Consider the following 17,516-nt stretch of genomic DNA (forward strand, 5'->3'; position numbering starts at 1 on the left):
CGTACAAAATCGCAGGATTGGTAGCGGGGGAGCGCTACCTACGTTCCCCCCGACAGTTCTCAGCCGAGTTTTTGGTATCCGTGGCCTGAAACCGTGCTGACCGTTTCCGGGGGGCGTGCTCGTCTGGGCTAGCCCTGAAACCGGGAATGCAACTTAACTAACCGCGGCCTTCCACCGCGGAACCTGCATGCACCGCTACGGCGAGCTGGACACCTACGGCCTGACGCGCACCGGTCGATGGAAGGACCCGGATTCGCCGGATCGATACAAGCACACCATGGCGAGCGCAGAGGCGCGACGCGCTGACTTGCTGCCGGTGCCCCGGCAAGCAGCTCGGCGCAAGCGGGCGTAGCAATCAGTGCTCGGCCTTCCGATTTACGATGTCGGTCAAAAAATAAAGCGACCAGAGCACAGTCACAGTCAGCGAGCTGAGCAAGAAGGCAAGAACAATAACGCCGCCGGCACGCACCGGCTCGATCAACGCCGGCCGTGTGGATAGCCAGCCCATGACTTGGTCGTGGACGATAGTCGCGCCGACAGAAAGCAACAACACAACCAAGCTCAGGAAAACTTAAGTATCCGAGCAAATAGCAGACGAACTGACGTAACGACAGAACTTCACCGTCTAACACCAATTCCGCGCCGACCGGCCGCCTATCCATGTGAGTCCCAGGCGACCCCATTGCGACGGAAGCCAGCGCACCGATCATGAACGGGACGGCCATAATAAGTAAGTCGCGCGCAATTTAAGGACGCCAGCCAACTTGGAATTTGCGATGGCATCAGGAGTCAACGGGAGCAACGCCAAGGCGTTCATCCCCGACGGGCCTCCAGCATCATTTATCACCACGCGGCAGCTTCGCGACAGCTCGACGGAGCTTGATTTCGATTCACCGAGCGCAGATCAGCTCGCCGTCCCCGGCCGGTGGCGCAAGAACGGTTAGCTCTTCTGGCGCGAACTGTTCTTCGCAGTGATCGCGTTTGCCGATCAGGCGATGGTGCACCGCTTCAGGAAGGTACTTTAGCCGAACTGAAGGGGCTCACAATCCTCCTCGCTGCCGGTCGGCGCGGACAAGCTTGACCTAGCTGCGCAAGCCGCGCGCCGAACAACTGCCACCCACTCTCGGGAACGCGTCACGCTCGAACAGTGCGCAGGAAATTCGCGACCTCGTCGCTGAGTCTAGTCGAATTGCGCGACAACAGCCCGGCGGATGACAGGAGCTGAGCCGACGCGCTGCCCGTTTCGGCTGCGCCCCGTTGCACGTCGGCGACGCCGGAACTGACCTCGCCGGTGCCTTGGGCCGCCTGCTGAATGTTTCGAGCAATCTCGTGCGTCGCCGCGCCCTGCTGCTCCACCGCAACCGCGACCGCCGTGGCGATTTCGGACATTCTGGCAATGGTGCCGCTGATATCCGTGATGGCCGCGACAGATTTTCCTGTAGCGTCCTGCATGCTCCCGACCTGCTGGCTGATCTCTTCCGTCGCCTTGGCGGTCTGTTCGGCCAACGCCTTGACCTCGCTCGCGACCACGGCGAAGCCGCGACCGGCATCACCTGCGCGCGCCGCCTCGATCGTGGCGTTGAGCGCCAGGAGATTGGTTTGGCCGGCAATGCTGTTGATGAGATCGATGACATCCCCAATTCGCGCCGCTGCCTGCGCCAAACGCGTGATCTGTTCATTCGTTATTCCGGCCTGTCGGACCGCCTCGCTTGCGATGCGCGAGGACTCCTGCACCTGCCGGCCGACTTCTCCCACCGAGGCTGCTAACTCTTCTGAGGCAGACGCGACCGACTGGACGTTGGTTGTCGCTTCATTGGAAGCCGCGGCGACGCCAGTCGCCACGCTCTGCGTGCGTTCGGCCGTCGACCTCAGCGCGCTTGCAGATGATTCAAGCTGGCTCGAAGCTGAGGAGACCGTCTGAACGATTTCGCCCACCGCAGTCTCAAATGCGTCGGCAAGTCGATCCATCTCGCGCCGCTGGAGCTTGGCCTGCTGCCGCTCCTGCTCGGCCCTGCCTTCCTCTGCCTCCTTCTTGGCGATCAGTGCCTCCTTGAACACCTGCAATGCATCGGCCATTTGCCCGATCTCGGTGCGCTCGCCCTGATGCGTTACCTCAGCCGACAGATCGCCAGCACTGAGCGCTTTCATCGGCGAGACGATCGCGGCAATGCCTCGCGAGACGTTTCTCACCAAGAAGAAGGCGACGAGGGCGCCGACGAGGCCGGCGGTCGTCGCGATCGCCACAACAGTATTGAAGGTATAGTTGTAGGCGGCCGCGGCCTCCGCTCCCGCCTCGTCCGCGCCTTTGTTGTTCAGGTCGATGGCATTCGTCAGGACCTTGTCGGCCTTCAGGCCGACGGGATTGACGGTTTTGCTGTTCAGCTCGTTGGCCTCTTCGGGGAAACGGCCAACCGCGGCGCGCGACAGACGCAGCACCTCCTGCGAGCCCTTCATGTATTCGTTCCAGAGACCGCGCCATTCGTCGTAGAGCGCACGCTCCCGCGCACTGGAGATGAGCTTCTCGTAACCCGCGATATTCTGCGCCATCCTTTCGGCGACCTGCTCGATCCGCTTGTCAAAGTCCACCTTGTCCTCTGCACGGTCGTTCAGCAGGTGTTGCCGCACCGCATTGCGGTAAGTGATCGTGGTTGCGCGCAGCTCGCCGAGCACGCGGATGCTTGGGAGCCAGTTGGTCTGCATGTCGATGACCGCGGCGTTGATCACCTGCATCTTCCAGATTGCAAACGCGCTGGTGGCGAGTAGTGCCAGCAAGAGGCCGACGACGACAGCGGAGATTTTGGTGCGGATGGGCATCTTCGCAAACATGGCATTCTCCCCAAAAGGACTAAATTTGTGATGCCCTCCCGTCGCAATACCATCTGACAGGTGGCCGTCTCTCCCCTGGACCGGACCAGTTGTAAACGCCCGATGCTAGTAGAAGTTGTAACGATCTTGCTTTAAGCAATTCTTACCATTGATCGTCGGACAAATCCCACTGAACGAGACAGCCAGAACGACTCTACTGGCTCAGTCGGCGCGGATCGATCTGCTGATTGCAGAGACGCGCAGAGAGGCGACCTGTTTTTTTGAACCAACTGATTTGAAATCGTGGATTGCAGATGACCGAGGACAATCGAAAGGCGCACCGCGTTCGGTTTGAACACAAGCACATCGTGAGCATCATGGGTGTTGATGGCACGTGGCGAAGAAGCTGCATTCTCATCGATGCCTCTGCAAGCGGTGCCAAGCTTGAGGTCGAGGGCTCAACGGACCCCCTCAAGGCACAGGAGTTCTTCCTAGTTCTGTCGTCCACTGGACTGGCATTTCGGCGCTGCGAGCTGATTTGGGTGGATGGGTCTCACGTCGGAGTCCAATTCGTCACCGCAAAGACGAAGGCGAAGGCAAGTCCACAGAAACGTCTTGTTGGCTCATAATGAGACGAGTTCGGCACCAAATGAGCGCTCAGCAACCTGACAAGCTTGTTGTCGGCAGTCGCTTCATGATGAGCGAGCTGGGGATCGTTCAGCTCCCAGAGTTCGCCCATAAGACCGGCACCATTGTCGAAACCAGTAGTCGCACCCCTGGCGTGACGGTGCTGTTCGACGGCGCGGTCAGACCGACCGTCTTAGACCGAAGCTACATATCTGCTCTCTCCAAGTGACGATCCTTTTTGCAGGTCGCGCTCACCATGAAAACACAGAAGCCAAAGCAATGGGCCGACCAAGAGGTCCGACGATTAGTCAGGCTCGCCCGGCAGGGAGTTGGCACATCGAGGATAGCCGCCGAACTCGGCCGCCACGCTGGATCGGTGAGGCGTATGGCGCGAACCATGGGACTGCTGTTGAAGAAGTAATCCCCGAGCGATCTTGAGCGCGGCGCAGGGGACCTACAGCCCAAAGCCTCGGCCAATCTCCCGCGCAAGCTTGAGCGCGGCGTCGGTATGGCGGCCATAGAAGAACGCTCGATCAAGCTGCGAAAAGATGCCCATTCCAAATAGCGCGATGGCAATGCCTCTAAACATGGTTATGGACCGGGTTGAACGATGCAGCGAAAGTTCAAAACGGCCCCAGCCGCAGGTTGGGAGAAACAGCCGGGACCGGCATTCCCATTCCAATGTGCCGCAATCGGCGGTAATCGGCACGCTTGTTAGCTAGCCACATGAAAGCTAACGGACTGTTTCGAAGGACCCGAATTCGAATGAAGGTGCTTTGGACACCCCGCTCACATTGCGGCCGAAGCGCGCCGTAGGCCCTCTCTCGTGACTTGCTACGTCATACGCACATGAAAGCGCGGCGGCGTCATGCTGAGCGCCAGGTAGACATCCAACTGAGATTCGGTGCCTTACCCTGGTTGACGCCGCCCAAGAGCCAACTCACCCGCGCGCGGCCGCCCGCCCATTTGATGAAGTGATCGACGCCAGAAGGCCGCGTCAGATTGCAGCCGTCATAGCGGTGATGAATCACAAGCGTAGGCGGCAGTGCCAGGATTGATTCAACATTCCTTCGAGGCCGGACCCGACTCCGGACTGAGGTACCCGAGGTCAAGACCAGCGCGTCCGGCGTCGCGACGCGCACCCCGGTGAGACGGAGCGCATCGTGGCCGTTATGGCTTGCTATAATTGGCTTGACTGCATCAACGTGAGGGAAGGCCGCCGGGGCTGGCGAGCTGGCGGGCCTTCACCCCATCGGGGTGTTGACCTTGACCCATTGCTTCTGCCGGCCGCCACGGATACGTCCATAGCGATCGTTTAAGCTGCATCGATTTCAAATTCAGTCCGCAGCGAAAGTTGTCTTCGACGAACAGTCAGACTTGCTGACTCGGATCGTTGCCAGCAATTAATCCCTATCTTTGTCAACACCATTTACGGTATTTCTCCGGGCTTGAAACTCGATGTGTTGGGGAGCTTTGCTACTACTTCCGAGCAGGCACATTAGTTTCCCTTCCTTACATCCAGCGGTGGTGAACCGTAGGCTTAGGTGAAACACGCGCACCGCGTCACTGCCCTGGCAGATGGCATCAACGACGATAGCGATCTGCCCTGTCGCTAGCGAATTCCGTCGAGCCAGACTCGCGATTAGCTGCGGATTGATCGCGTTGCTGTGCTCTCATACGGAGAGATCACATGGCGAATGATCCGCTTGTCTTTTACTCCTTCGATGAAACTAGCGGTTCCGTCGCGCACGATCAGCAAGACGGGTACGATGGTACAATCTTTGGCGCCACTCATGTACCCGGCGTCACCGGCAACGCCCTTCAATTTAACGGATCGTCGGATTATGTAAGCGTGGCCGATTCACCTGACTGGAACTTCGGATCCGGGGATTTCACGCTTGAGTTCTGGGCCAATTTCAATTCAATCCCTAGCGGCAGCGCAGGACAGCCCGGAGATGTGCTTATAGGGCAAGATGAAGGGGGCGGAACGACAAACAAATGGTTTTTCGAAGCCTTTGACGGAAGCATAGGCTTTCACGTTAACACCGTGGACTCCGGATACTTCTTTATCGACGCTCCTTTCGAGCCGATCACCGGACAGTGGTACTCGTTCGATCTCGTCAAGTCTGGATCGTCATACCAGTTTTATGTTGATGGACAACTTGTCGGATCCGCCGCCGAGTCATTAGTCCTCCCAGACGTCAACGCGCCACTGACAATCGGCCATGCCGAGGCATTCGGCTTCGATGGTCTGCTCGATGGTGTGGCAATCTATAACCGCGCATTGTCGCAGGCCGAAGTATAACAGTCGTATCGGGACGGCGCCGGTGTGCCGGGCGGCGGCCCGGTTATCACCTCCGATGGAGGCGGGGGCACGGCCGCTGTTTCAATTCCAGAGGACACAACTGCGGTCACGACTGTCGTAGCAACTGACGCAGATGGTCGGGCCTTCATGCTTCTAAGTTGTTTGATGAAGCGCCGTTACGCGCTCCGCTGGTGACATCTCCGCCATCACTAGTCTGCACGCGAACGACTTCTTCTTTGTGTGACGGCGACGCTTCTTTGTGTGACGGCGAAGCGTGAGCGACTGCGAAGATGGTGAGTAAAAATCCGCACAGGACCGACTTTTGGGACGCGAAAGACGACAACCTTCGAGAGGAGAATGTTCCATGCGCATTACTTTAGCATCAACATTAATGGCTTTTCTGCTCACCGCCGCTCCGGCGATATCGCTCGCGGCGGACGCCAAGACGGACGTGGAGAAAGCCTACGCCACCTTTGACGCCGCATTTAACAAGCAGGACGCGAAGGCAGTCGCTGCCAACTATGTCCCGACAGCCAAGGTGCTGCCGCCGACCCACGAAGTCACATCCGGCCCAGCGGAGATTGAAAAGTTTTTTGCCGGGTTCTTCGCAAATGGTGTGACCAATCATAAGCTGGAGGTCATCGACGCTGGCGGAGACGACAAGGTCGTGATTGGCACGGCCAAGTGGAGCGCTACAGGTAAGGACAAGGATGGCAAGCCGGCGGCATTCAGTGGACTTGCAATGCACGTTTTCGAACGCCAAGCAGATGGTTCGTTAAAGCTGAGGTTTCATACCTTCAACTGAGTTGGCGGATGGTCCTGAAAACAAAAAATCCCGGCGGCATAAAGGCGCGGGCGTCAGCTTCTGACGCCCAAGCAGAGATTCAGGATCGGTGCGAGTGACCCCGATGGGACATTCCGCCGATTAAGAATTGCGCTGCTGCCCAAACGGCGCTTGAACAAATCAGCAGACCTGTTCGTTCGTCATTGCTATTGGACGGGTAGGCGCTATCGTATGCGAGCGGCCAACCCGCGAGTTTCATCCATTAAATTGCAATTTTGGGAGACTCACATGAAGTTCATAGTCGCTTGGACTGTACCTCAAGGCACATTCAACACAGCAGTCGCACGGTTCTTAGAAACCGGTGGCGCACCACCCGAGGGCGTCAAGATGTTGGGGCGTTGGCATGGCATGAACGGTCAGGGATTTGCCATCTCCGAATCGACTGATCCAAAGGCCATGTATCGTTGGGTCTCTCAATGGGCTGACCTACTCCCGTTGACCGTCACTCCTTGCCTTGAAGACGGGGACGCGGGCGAGGTGATGGCGTCGCTACCGAAGCGTTGACCTCAATCGGATCAAAGCCATCGCCGCCGGCTTGGACGGCGATGGCATGCCGAGCAGGCTCGTCGAAGCCGCCCTCAAGAACCGGATCAAGCATTTTGTCCTCGATGGCGAAGCAAGTCGTGCTCGGCGTCGATGGCATCTCCGATTTCAACGCGCTTCACTCGCGCAAGCACGATCACGAGGTGCAGTTCTGCGCCTTCGATATTCTTACTGAAGGCAGTGACGACTTGCGCATGCTCCCGCTGTCGATGCGGAAGACGAACTTGGAGCGCCTATTGGCGCGGCGTCCTGAAGGCGTGTTCGTCAATCCGTTTGAGCGTGGCGAGCTTGGGCCTGATCTGTTTCGAGCTGTAGGACTTGAAGGGCTGGTATCCAAGCGGCGTGACCGGCCGTATCAGGGCGGTAGGACCAAGCACTGGATCAAGGTGAAGAACCGCAAACACCCGGCGATGGAGCGCGAGCTGTGAGCAGAGCGGCAGGTCCGTTCTGCAACTAACAGCGGACCTCAACGATCGATCGCTCCACTTCGCCTTGGGGCCCACCTGCGGACGTAGTCAGTTTGAAGCGAAGGCTATGCCGATATATACCTCCTGTTGGAAGGAGAACCGGCCGCCATTCCGCTCAAGAAACCGTCCGCAACATTGGCGTCATCGTCGGCGAAGAACCGTGTTGTATCTCACCGATGATCCTGAAGCCGTGGCGCTCATAAAGGGAAATGTTTCGCGGATTCGAACTTTCAAGGTAGGCGGCGATGCCCTCCTCGTCACATCGTCGAAGAGCGTGTTTCATCAGCAATGTGCCGAGGCCTTGGCCGATCCAGTTCGGATCGACGGCAATGAGGGGCAGATACCAATGTGGCTCGTGGGGATGATGTTCGGCCATTCCCTGAAGCAGGTGTGGAATATCGTCGGCGATCTCCGGACGAAGAGACTGCGCCATGATTGCGCCCATGGCCGCTTCATCAGGCTCGACGCCGGGCGGCAGCCACAGGGCGGCCGCGCGAGCCCCTTCCGTGATGTAAGCCGTGCCATGCTCGAATGCCCGTCCGCCAAATGCGTTAACGAACTCAGGCATAATCCTGAGATATTCGGATGAGTCGGACCAAACCCAACGGGCCATTGGATCGGCTGCAAAGCCGAGCACAATGGTGCTGATCGTGCTTGCCTGAATGTTCGCGCCCGCAGATTTGACTTCCGACGCAGCTGTCATCATGCCGTCTCCCAGTCGATGGCGTCGGCCAAATTTATCAGATGCCTGTTTCCAAACAGAGCAGAACGGCTGTACCAACGAGCCTTCGCGGCTGCGACCCAATGTCCATTCCGGGTCATGAGCGTTGTTTTGAAGGTCGGCTTGTTATTTCCGGTCTGCCGTCAACTTCAGACATGTCCCTGCGCTGGCCGACGTTATGTGCCAACAACTGACCTTCGTTTTGATTTGCGTTAGCTTACGCAAGTCCCGCGATGATCTTGTCAACGTCCGCTTCCGCGAACACCTTGACCGAAGCCGTTCGTACGTTCCCGATGGCGGCCAGCGACAAGAGAAACTTGGCCATGGCCTCATCGTCGGTGGCCTCGGCGTGGATGATGAGGTCATATGTTCCCATGGCGAGATAGCCGGCCTTGATGTCAACGCCAAACTTTTTGCCCAACTCCCTGGCGGCCGCTCGACGCTGCGGCATGTCCTTGATGGTCCGAACACCTTGCTCGGTGAAATTGCAGAGAAGCATGTACGTGGACATGGCGATTCTCCTTTGACAAAGAAGCAATGGACTTAACGGGTCCACGTCGTGGATTATGCCACACTGCCTGCCCCCGCCCAACCACCAAGATCCCCTCAGGGCGGCTCGAAGCGGCTAGGGTCATTCTCGACCGAATTGGGCTATCCGCGTGGCGTCCGGTTTAGCGCCGTTAGCAGCCAAAGTGCGGACTACCCTCAACTTCGGAAATATTCAGGCGTCGCGCAAACCGTCGTTAAGGGTCGATTCCGTTGAAAAAGTCCCATGTGACGCGCACGCCTATTTTCTAAGGTGCTACCGGTGCGGTCGACGCCGTTAGACACCGGGGACCACGTCAATCTACACTGGATCGCTCTGCGGTCTTCCTAGCTTTGCCGTGAAGGCTCTTCTTTCGGAGGTCGCCCTGAGCTGATTTCAGCAAGATTTTTGCGCTGGTACTATTTTCGACTTTTTCAGCAGTATCGGCCACTTCCGGACTCCGGACTCAATAGACTGTCGAACGCGGCTGCCAAACCGGTATGGGCAGGATCGTCACCCGATGATCTCGTCGGCGCGGGCCGACACCATTGGTGATATTTCAAGCCCGGGCACTTTCGCGGTCTTGAGGTTATGACAAACTCGAATTTGACCGATCTGATCGTCGGCAGGTCTGCCGGGCTTCGACGAGCAGTTCGATTACCCGGGCTCGAACGGACCCGGCTCGAAGAAGCCCTCGATCGATTCGACCTTTACGTAGTTCTCGGCGATGCTTTCGGGTGTTAGATGTGGATCGTAGAAGCCAGGTCCCATGGATTACTCTTGCGGCCAGTAGCAGAGCAACGCCCCGATAGCAGGTACAACGATCCACGCGGTCTCATTCTTCATGGGACCAGAATTTACGAGAGGCTGGACCCGTTTGGCGAGGAGCATCTTTCCCGAGTGAGGTTTGGCTCTCACCAAATGCTCGGGACGAGCCGCCATCGGACCCGCGCGGCGTAGTCCGAATAGCCCGCAAGCTCTACGTGAAGAATTCGATCCTCGGTGATGGTGCGATGGAGCAGAAACGGCAGGCTGAAGATCACAACGAGCGCGGCCGCGAGCCACGATTCGAGTGCGGGTCCGCTTGCCGCTATAATCAGTATCCCGGCGGTGTATCCAGGATGGCGAACGAAGGCGTAAGGCCCCGTGGTAACGACGTACTGGCCGCGGTCGGACTGGATGCGAATGACCGAGGAGAAGAACCGGTTCACGTGCATCGCCCATAGTGCCAGGGCGTAACCGGACCCGACCGTGAACAGACAAATGCCTTGCAGCCAGCCGGGCACGTCGTCGCTCCAATGGAAACGCCCACGGTCGAGCCCGGCAACGATCCAATGCATAAACAGAACCAGCGAGAAGACTTTCAGCGCGAGTGGCGGCTTCATGCCGCCCGGCCGCATACGTTCGCGCAAGAGGTCTGGATCGAGCATCGCGAACGAAACGATCATGACGACGGCAAAGATTGCGAGATACGCCCAAAAGCCCGGGATGGCGACCGTGCCAGCTGCGACGAACAATGCGGCGGCCGCGGCGACCACGAACAAGCCTGCGTTGAGGTAAGCCGAGGCTGGCATCCGCTGCTAACCATTTCAGAGGAAGCGAAGAGGTGCCACACATGAGCCTAGATCGTGCGGTCCGTCACTTCAGGAATAGCCCGGCAACAATCATCAGGATGCCGGTCGTCGGGATGTTCCACACGAGCGAACGAGCTAACGGCAGGTCCGCCATATACAGGATTGCGTAGAGGATGCGACCCCAAAAGTAGAAGTGGGCTCCCCAGACGGTCAGCCAGCTGTGGGTGTTTGTCACGGTGACGGCAAGAATTGCAGCGGAGAAGAATGGAAAGATCTCAAGATGGTTTCGAAGTGCTCGTTCAGCCCTTCCGGCAATGCCGGTGAGCGGCGCAACGCTGTGTTCCCTTGAGCTGGCAGTCCACCAATAGCCTCGTTGCCGGCTCTGCAGGTGCGACACGATAATGATGTGCACGATGCCGAGGACTACGCTTGCGGCGAGCAGGACGAGTTCGATGGTCATACAGGACAGTATACCCGCAGCCGCGTGGATGTCTGTTGTGGGTCATGAGCGCAGTTTGGAAGGTCGGCCGGTTGCTTCTGGTCTACCTCGATCAGCCGACAACTGAGGACGCCGCCCGAACTTCGCATTCTCGCAGGTCTCTAACGAGTTTTGGAAGCAATCTTCCGGCTATCGAGCCAGACGGCACGAAACCGCAGTCTTCTGCACCCATCCGTCTATAGAAGGGCGGGGCCTGCGGGTCGCCCTCGATCATAAGCTTGTCTGCGCCCATAGCTGCTGCCCTACCGCAGGCCCAAACAAATAGAGCCCTGCCTACACCACCTCTCAGCACGGTAGGCTCAACGAAGAGCTTGAGCAAGTCGGCTTCCTTTCCAACCACCTTGACCTGCGCGACGCCAACGATTCTCCCGTGCTCTTCCGCAACAACGATCGAGGTTGACTGCAATTCAAGCGGATCAAACGAGAGTTCACGACGGCACGCCTCCATGAAGTCGTTGTCGTAATCCCATACTGCTTTCGACCGAAAACATAACGCTGAGAGCGCGGGCAGCTCTTCTACCGCGGGAGTTCGCATGAGGTACGGCATGATAGTGCCTTATTGGCTACGTTTGGCTGAAGCATAGCACTTTGGGTGCCCGAAGTCTGCTTCGCGACACAATGCGAAGAACTCGGGGTGAGCAAATCTAGTCCGCCATGCCCCAATGAGCGGACCTCCGTCAGACGAGGCGTTACTTCGCTGATGGGCCAGCAGCGACGTTACCGGAGCGGCAGCGTTCGGCGCAAGCGGACGTTCATCGCCCGACGTGCACAAATTCGCAGCCCAAAGGAAGCCGTGAACGACGAACAGAGGTCACCCCGTCAGGCGACCTTTTCGTAGCAGCAAATAGCCGATCAACAGTCCCTCTAAAACTGCTCCTCTTATGCGAGCAGAAGATCTCCGAAATGAGCTTCGAACACGTGCAACGCGCCATGCAAGCTGCGGGATTCGTTGCCTGGCGTTTCGGCGAGTCCAGTCTCAAAGTTTTGTATTGCCGCAGTAGCCAGCAACAGCTCCTCGGACTGAGAAAGAGTCGAGTGGAGATATTCACTTTCGCCCGGCGTAGTTTCAATCTTGCCGAGAATGCCGATGGTGGCGAACCCCTCATAGAGAAGTGCTTCAGGGTCGTTGGCGAACAGCGCAGGTTCTGACTGCGTTAGCGCGTACATGCCCTCCAGCAGCTTGGCATCCGCATCGAAGGTCTGCTGTGGGGTTGCAGTGCCATCCCTCAAATGCTGATAGACCAGATCGTGTGCATAAAAGAGCTGATCGAGATCGTCCTTTGGAGGATGAGCCAGATAGTCGGCTGTTCCGAACTCAGGAGTTCTCCCACCTTCTTCGCCAGCAGAATAGTTTGGGCCACCATAGTTTCCGTAACTCGGAACAGGAATGCCATGCTGTGTGGAAGGCAGGACCGAGCTCGGGTCAAAGCGTATCGTTACGTCCCAATTGATGTACATCGATACCTCCCTTTTGTGGGCCACTTTGCCCCGCCGATCTAGCCTGACCGCATGTCGAAAACATGGAGCGGCCGCCGCTGCCTGCTCGATCGCGTCAATTCCAGCCTCGCGCAGGGTATAACGAGGTGCCGATCAGCAACGCGGTACCCAAGAGCTGCGGACAAAAATACCAGCTGGTTAGCCGGGAGGCTGTAGCCGCTCGAACAGCCGCTGGGTGTCAACACAACAGGTGCGGTCGGCGACCATGCGGCCCAAGTCCGCTCTTCCCCTGACACCGGACCCGGGAAGCTTTTCGTTCTTCTTCGCGTGTGGCCACGAGCCGACATGTCGAGTGCTACTTGACAAATCGCGCTGCCGCGCGCGACGGAGCGCGTCTCACTCTGGCAGGCCGGCGTCACGGAGAGCTCTAGCGAAGATCGCGAAGTCCTCCGTCCGGCGAAATGGTGCCAAATCTCTTAGATTGGAGGCGTGCAAATCGGGATTGAATTCGAGCGCGCGTAACATGGCTCTTTGCGCTTGCTCAAGCCGTCCGGCGAGCGCATTGCTGGCTGCGGAAATGCAGATTGACAGCAGAAAACTCGGATTGTCGCGCATTGCCTTTTCGGCGGATGACAACGCAAGATCGTAGCGGCTCGCCAGAAAATGAGCATATGCCATGGCTCCGTGCGTGGTGTAGTACATGGACGGATCGCGCGGGCTTAGGCGCATGGCATGCGCAGAGTGCTCAAGTGCGAGGTCCGGCTCGCCTCTCCAAACTCTCAACCAGGCACTGAGCATCCAAGCTCTGGCTAAGTTTGGATTGACGGCCAGTGCCCGATCCATGAAAGCCGCAGCGTCATCGAACTCATGGGCTACAAAGGCGAGAGCGTATCCACCCATACATAGCGCGAATGGATCATCTGCCCCCAGATCCACTGCCTTCCGGCCCAGCCGTGTGGCTTCCGCACTTTCCTGCACTTGATCGTTCATGCAACCAAGCGCTTTGCGTCGAACATAGCACCAAGCGGCCATGCCATAGGCACAGGCCAGACGAGTGTCCAGCTCGATCGCCTTGTAAAAGAGCTGGAGCGCCTCGTTGTTCGCGTCCTCGGACCAACGAGCTTTCGCCAGCCCCCGCAGGTAATAGTCGTACGCATCCAAATCTTCGGTTGGTTTGCGCCTAGCCCGCTTGATCTCCTCATGCTGCAGCTTCGGGGCGATTGCTCCCACGACGCTGGAAGTCACATGGTCCTGTAGATCGAACATATCCTCGATCGGCCCCTCAAAGCGGTCCGCCCAGAGATGTGCTCCAGTTTCGGTATCGATAAGCTGACCCGCGATACGAACGCGGTTTCCGGCTTTGCGCACGCTACCTTCGAGTACGTAGCGCACTCCAAGCTCGTGGCCGACCTGCTTCACGTCCACGGTCCGGCCTTTGTACGTGAAGCTGGAATTGCGTGCGATCACAAACAGCCAACGAAAGAGAGAGAGGGCCATCGTGATATCCTCGACGACGCCATCTGCGAAATACTCCTGCTCCGGATCGGAGCTCAGGTTCGCGAACGGAAGTACCGCAATCGAGGGTTTATCCGGCAGTGTGAGGACGGATGTCGGCGGCGCCACCGACTTGTCGGCCACTGCCGCGCCTCCGGGCACTTGCACTTCCCGCACTGGCCCGACGAAGCGGAAACCCCTTCGTGGCAGTGTCTTGATGAGGCGCTGTTCCTCGCCGGTGTCGCCAATCGCGCTCCGGGCGACATTCAGGCGGGTCGTCAATGCTGCATCCGACACGCTGCGCCCATTCCAAATGGCGTTGATGAGGTCGTCTTTGCCGACGACGCGATCGCGGTTGCGGATCAAGTAGTTCAGCAGATCAAATACCTGTGGCGCCACGGAGACGACATCCGCGCCGCGATATAGCTCGCGACGCTCCGGGTCTAATGCGTAGTCCTCAAACAGATAGCGCAACGAAATCCCTTGCATGAGGAGCCCCCGATCACCGGCTAGCGCTTTGGCCCCGCTAGAAAATGCAAGAATAAGCTGCCGATGAGGAAAATGTAAGCTGCCGGTCAAGCTTTCAATTACCCATAACTTTGGCCACCGGGCTGATCCGCTGATCGGCGAAATCTTGAATCGAAAGAATCACTTGTGATTCCTTGCTGAGCACCTGATTCGCGAGGGGGTGCTCTATGGGGCTGACATTAAGGGATCGATCGGCAAAAGGCTGTTTGCGGTCCTTGGAAGGTGAATGTTGGATTGATCGAGAGAGTAGTGGATGCGAGTTTAGGGATGCGCGGCTCGGCGACAGATTCCGCAAACTGCTCATGCAGATTGGAAGCGCCATGGGACAAAGCATTCCGCTCGTCTGCCAGGATTGGGCGAATACCAAGGCAGCCTACCGCTTCTTCTCTAATGACCGGGTCAGCGAAGCGGACATTCTGGCCGGCCATTTCCAATCGACACATGATCGTGCCGCCGGCACTGAAGGTCTCGTTCTGGTGCTGCACGATACAACCGAGTTCAGCTATCAACGCGAGAAGTCAGAAGCGATTGGCATCACCAAGAGCATAAACAGTGGACGGGATAAGGCGGGTCGCCTCAGATCGCACACGGTTTGCGGCATCCTGATGCATTCGAGCCTCGCAGTTACAATCGAAGGGGTGCCGCTGGGGTTGGCTGCCGTTAAGTTCTGGACCCGGAAGAAATTCAAGGGGACGGCAGCGCTTAAAAAGAAGATCAATCCGACCCGGATTCCCATCGAGAAAAAGGAAAGCGTCCGGTGGTTGGAAAATCTCAAGCAGTCTACGCAACTCTTGGATCATCCGGGACGATGCATCCATGTTGGTGATCGCGAGAGTGACATCTACGAGCTTTTCTGCGCAGCACAGGAGATCGGCACTCATTTCCTGATCAGGACCTGCGTCGACCGCTTGGCTGGAGAGGGGGATCGCACGATCGCCGACGAAATGGACGAGGTCGCCGTCAAAGGGCTCCATCGCATCGAAGTCAGAGACAGTAACGGCGATCCCGACCAGGCCGTTCTTGAGATCAGGTATCGCAAGATACGCGTCCTGCCGCCGATCGGAAAGCAGAAGCGCTATCCTGCTCTGACCTTGACGGTGATCCATGCCGAAGAGCGCGGGACGCCGAAAAACAGAAAGAAGATCGATTGGAAGCTGATCACCGACCTGCCTGTTAGTTCCCGCACCGACGCCATTGAGAAGCTCGAATGGTATGCTTTGAGATGGAAGATCGAGGTGTTCCACAAGATCCTCAAATCGGGCTGCAAAGCCGAGGAGTCGAAGCTCAGGACAGCCCAGCGTCTGACCAATCTGATCTCGCTCTTTTGCATCCTGAGTTGGCGGGTCTTCTGGATGACGATGCTCAACCGTTCCGCCCCAGACGCGCCGCCAACCCTCGCGTTGACTGCGACTGAAATCGGCGTGCTCGATCGGCTCGTCAACGACAAATCAAAAGCAAGACAGAAAACGCTCTCGCACTATCTGATCAAGATCGCCCGGCTCGGCGGTTATCTCGCCCGCGCCAGCGACCCGCCGCCCGGCAATACCGTCATGTGGCGTGGGCTGTCACGCCTCACCGACATCGCGCTGGGCGCCATGGTCGGACGAGAATTTGTGGGTAATTGAAAGCCGGTCAAGCGCGCCCACCGATCTCCTGGCACCCTAGAGAGCATTCCGAGGGAGACACCGCAATGAGCACGACCTACAGCACAACGTGGCTGGAACGGACATCCGCATCGACACGGTACGCGTCTGGCCTCATCTGGAAATACTGGGATGCCTTTCAAGAGCGGCGCGAACGGCAGAAATTGCGCGCGGCGTTGTGCGACCTAAGTGACAGGGAACTGATGGATATCGGCACTTCCCGCGGTGAGATCGACCACGTTGCCTCGAATCGAGGCATCGACCCGCGAGGTATCCGGAGTGGGATTCGCTAATCTGGCGCCGACAGGGCGGCCAGAACTGGAGGCGACCAGAGGCACCAATCCGAGCGGAGCCCGACTCAACGCAGCGATCGCCGTGATCGGCATCGATATCGGCAAGAACTCGTTCCATGTCGTAGGGCAGGATCACCGTGGTGCGATCGTGCTGCGGCAGAAATGGTCGCGTGGCCAGGTCGAGGCGCGACTTGCCAATCTGCCGCCGTGCTTGATCGGTATGGAAGCCTGCGTCGGCGCCCATCATCTCAGCCGCAAGCTCCAAATGCTTGGCCACGACGCCCGCCTGATGCCGGCGAAATACGTGCGCCCGTATTCGAAGGGACAGAAGAATGACTTCCGAGATGCGGAGGCCATCGCCGAGGCTGTCCAACGCCCGACCATGAAGTTCGTCGCGACCAAGACCGCCGATCAGCTCGATCTTCAGGCACTGCACCGCGTCCGCGATCGATTGGTCGGTCAGCGTACCGGCGCCATCAATCAGATCCGTGCGTTCCTGCTGGAGCGGGGCATCGCCGTGCGGCAAGGCCTGCATTCCCTGCGGTTCGAGTTGCCGGGTATCTTGGCAACTCGCACTGATGTGCTCTCGCCTCGCATGTTGCGCATCATCGAGGCTCTGGCGGACGATTGGCGCCGGCTGGATGAGCGTATCGAGGGTCTCTCGAACGAGATCGAAACACTCGCCCGTCAAGATCAGGCCTGCCAGCGACTGATGACGGTGCCTGGGATTGGCCCGATCATCTCGAGCGCGATGGTGGCCGCGATCGGCACTGGAGACGTGTTCTCGAAAGGCCGCGACTTCGGCGCCTGGCTTGGACTGGTGCCGAAACAGATATCGACCGGCGACCGCACGATCCTCGGCAGTATATCACGGCACGGCAATCGCTACCTGCGCGCGCTGTTCGTGCAAGCCGCGTGGGTTGTGCTGGTCAAGGTCAAGTGCTGGGAGCGCTATGGCCTCGACTCCTGGATCAAAGCCGCCAAAAAGCGATTACACCACAACGTGCTGGCGATTGCGCTCGCCAACAAGCTCGCCCGGATCGCCTGGGCGGTCCTCAACAAGGGACGCGCCTCGCGTCAGCACGGAGGAGACGGCGTCCCGACCGGCCTGATCCTCGCGCCGTGCGCAGGTGAGGAGCGATCGATGACGTAACAACACCCTTACCCGCCGAGGCCTGCGAGAGGATGAGACGACGATGGAGAATCGGTC

At 58.3% G+C, this 17,516-nt stretch carries 20 protein-coding genes and 1 pseudogene; 10 read left to right on the forward strand and 11 right to left on the reverse strand.

Annotated elements, in window-relative coordinates:
• Nucleotides 1-355 precede the first annotated feature (355 nt).
• Together XH85_RS45620 and XH85_RS39600 are read right to left on the reverse strand one after the other, a co-directional pair.
• The gene (locus XH85_RS45620) at nucleotides 356-508 is read right to left on the reverse strand and encodes a hypothetical protein (RefSeq protein WP_164940648.1); all 153 of its coding nucleotides are present in this window, start codon (nucleotides 506-508) and stop codon (nucleotides 356-358) included.
• 626 nt (nucleotides 509-1,134) lie between these two features.
• Complete coding sequence (locus XH85_RS39600; RefSeq protein WP_245474302.1) at nucleotides 1,135-2,772, reverse strand: methyl-accepting chemotaxis protein; 1,638 nt, start codon at nucleotides 2,770-2,772, stop codon at nucleotides 1,135-1,137.
• Between XH85_RS39600 and XH85_RS47115 the strand changes: the two genes are divergently transcribed.
• The 3 genes from XH85_RS47115 (at nucleotide 2,699) to XH85_RS45625 (ending at nucleotide 3,661) form a co-directional block, all read left to right on the forward strand.
• The gene (locus tag XH85_RS47115; protein WP_245474317.1) at nucleotides 2,699-2,857 is read left to right on the forward strand and encodes a hypothetical protein; all 159 of its coding nucleotides are present in this window, start codon (nucleotides 2,699-2,701) and stop codon (nucleotides 2,855-2,857) included. The two genes, XH85_RS39600 and XH85_RS47115, sit on opposite strands and share 74 nt — an antisense overlap.
• Before the next feature lie 262 nt (nucleotides 2,858-3,119).
• Nucleotides 3,120-3,434, forward strand: coding sequence for a PilZ domain-containing protein (locus XH85_RS39605; RefSeq protein WP_128936272.1), 315 nt, complete (start codon nucleotides 3,120-3,122; stop codon nucleotides 3,432-3,434).
• A 20-nt stretch (nucleotides 3,435-3,454) separates the two neighbouring features.
• Nucleotides 3,455-3,661 (forward strand): hypothetical protein, encoded by a 207-nt coding sequence (locus XH85_RS45625; protein ID WP_164940888.1) that lies wholly within the window; start codon nucleotides 3,455-3,457, stop codon nucleotides 3,659-3,661.
• Nucleotides 3,662-3,886: 225 nt separating this feature from the next.
• Here the strand turns inward: XH85_RS45625 and XH85_RS39615 are convergent, their stop codons facing one another.
• On the reverse strand, nucleotides 3,887-4,141 hold the full coding sequence (locus XH85_RS39615; RefSeq protein WP_128936273.1) for a hypothetical protein: 255 nt from the start codon (nucleotides 4,139-4,141) through the stop codon (nucleotides 3,887-3,889).
• Nucleotides 4,142-5,122: 981 nt separating this feature from the next.
• Between XH85_RS39615 and XH85_RS39620 the strand changes: the two genes are divergently transcribed.
• From XH85_RS39620 to XH85_RS39630, 3 genes are all read left to right on the forward strand, one after another.
• A complete protein-coding gene (locus tag XH85_RS39620; protein WP_128936274.1) occupies nucleotides 5,123-5,737 on the forward strand; it encodes a LamG domain-containing protein in 615 nt (204 codons plus the stop codon).
• 364 nt (nucleotides 5,738-6,101) lie between these two features.
• Nucleotides 6,102-6,542 carry a YybH family protein gene (locus XH85_RS39625; RefSeq protein ID WP_128936275.1) on the forward strand — a complete coding sequence of 147 codons (441 nt, stop codon included), beginning with the start codon at nucleotides 6,102-6,104 and terminating at the stop codon, nucleotides 6,540-6,542.
• Nucleotides 6,543-6,809: 267 nt separating this feature from the next.
• Entirely contained in the window at nucleotides 6,810-7,085 is a 276-nt protein-coding gene (locus tag XH85_RS39630; protein WP_128936276.1) for a DUF3303 domain-containing protein, read from the forward strand.
• Here XH85_RS39630 and XH85_RS45630 read toward each other — a convergent pair.
• Nucleotides 7,024-7,179, reverse strand: coding sequence for a hypothetical protein (locus XH85_RS45630; protein ID WP_164940623.1), 156 nt, complete (start codon nucleotides 7,177-7,179; stop codon nucleotides 7,024-7,026). The two genes, XH85_RS39630 and XH85_RS45630, sit on opposite strands and share 62 nt — an antisense overlap.
• Here XH85_RS45630 and XH85_RS39635 point away from each other — a divergent pair.
• Nucleotides 7,144-7,552, forward strand: a pseudogene (locus tag XH85_RS39635) (ATP-dependent DNA ligase); the annotation flags it as partial. The gene XH85_RS45630 and the pseudogene XH85_RS39635 overlap by 36 nt on opposite strands.
• Nucleotides 7,553-7,706: 154 nt before the next feature.
• On the opposite strand, the gene XH85_RS39640 reads toward XH85_RS39635, so the two are convergent.
• From XH85_RS39640 to XH85_RS39670, 7 genes are all read right to left on the reverse strand, one after another.
• A complete protein-coding gene (locus XH85_RS39640) occupies nucleotides 7,707-8,297 on the reverse strand; it encodes a GNAT family N-acetyltransferase (RefSeq protein WP_420837861.1) in 591 nt (196 codons plus the stop codon).
• 232 nt (nucleotides 8,298-8,529) lie between these two features.
• On the reverse strand, nucleotides 8,530-8,823 hold the full coding sequence (locus XH85_RS39645) for a GYD domain-containing protein (RefSeq protein WP_128936277.1): 294 nt from the start codon (nucleotides 8,821-8,823) through the stop codon (nucleotides 8,530-8,532).
• A 929-nt stretch (nucleotides 8,824-9,752) separates the two neighbouring features.
• On the reverse strand, nucleotides 9,753-10,376 hold the full coding sequence (locus XH85_RS39650; RefSeq protein WP_206734912.1) for a methyltransferase family protein: 624 nt from the start codon (nucleotides 10,374-10,376) through the stop codon (nucleotides 9,753-9,755).
• A gap of 100 nt (nucleotides 10,377-10,476) precedes the next feature.
• Nucleotides 10,477-10,872 carry an MAPEG family protein gene (locus XH85_RS39655; RefSeq protein ID WP_128936279.1) on the reverse strand — a complete coding sequence of 132 codons (396 nt, stop codon included), beginning with the start codon at nucleotides 10,870-10,872 and terminating at the stop codon, nucleotides 10,477-10,479.
• A 91-nt stretch (nucleotides 10,873-10,963) separates the two neighbouring features.
• Nucleotides 10,964-11,458 (reverse strand): GNAT family N-acetyltransferase, encoded by a 495-nt coding sequence (locus tag XH85_RS39660; protein ID WP_128936280.1) that lies wholly within the window; start codon nucleotides 11,456-11,458, stop codon nucleotides 10,964-10,966.
• A gap of 332 nt (nucleotides 11,459-11,790) precedes the next feature.
• The gene (locus XH85_RS39665; protein WP_128936281.1) at nucleotides 11,791-12,369 is read right to left on the reverse strand and encodes a phospholipase A2 family protein; all 579 of its coding nucleotides are present in this window, start codon (nucleotides 12,367-12,369) and stop codon (nucleotides 11,791-11,793) included.
• A 375-nt stretch (nucleotides 12,370-12,744) separates the two neighbouring features.
• Nucleotides 12,745-14,316, reverse strand: coding sequence for a winged helix-turn-helix domain-containing tetratricopeptide repeat protein (locus tag XH85_RS39670; RefSeq protein ID WP_128937587.1), 1,572 nt, complete (start codon nucleotides 14,314-14,316; stop codon nucleotides 12,745-12,747).
• A gap of 221 nt (nucleotides 14,317-14,537) precedes the next feature.
• On the opposite strand from XH85_RS39670, the gene XH85_RS39675 reads away from it, so the two are divergent.
• The 3 genes from XH85_RS39675 (at nucleotide 14,538) to XH85_RS39685 (ending at nucleotide 17,459) form a co-directional block, all read left to right on the forward strand.
• Nucleotides 14,538-15,995: an IS4 family transposase gene (locus XH85_RS39675; RefSeq protein WP_128936282.1), complete on the forward strand. Its 1,458-nt coding sequence runs from the start codon at nucleotides 14,538-14,540 to the stop codon at nucleotides 15,993-15,995.
• 65 nt (nucleotides 15,996-16,060) lie between these two features.
• A complete protein-coding gene (locus tag XH85_RS39680; RefSeq protein ID WP_128936283.1) occupies nucleotides 16,061-16,306 on the forward strand; it encodes a DUF1127 domain-containing protein in 246 nt (81 codons plus the stop codon).
• Between the two features lie 25 nt (nucleotides 16,307-16,331).
• The gene (locus tag XH85_RS39685) at nucleotides 16,332-17,459 is read left to right on the forward strand and encodes an IS110 family RNA-guided transposase (protein ID WP_245474303.1); all 1,128 of its coding nucleotides are present in this window, start codon (nucleotides 16,332-16,334) and stop codon (nucleotides 17,457-17,459) included.
• Nucleotides 17,460-17,516 lie beyond the last annotated feature (57 nt).

The sequence above is a fragment of the Bradyrhizobium zhanjiangense genome (assembly GCF_004114935.1).
Classification (GTDB): Bacteria; Pseudomonadota; Alphaproteobacteria; order Rhizobiales; family Xanthobacteraceae; genus Bradyrhizobium; species Bradyrhizobium zhanjiangense.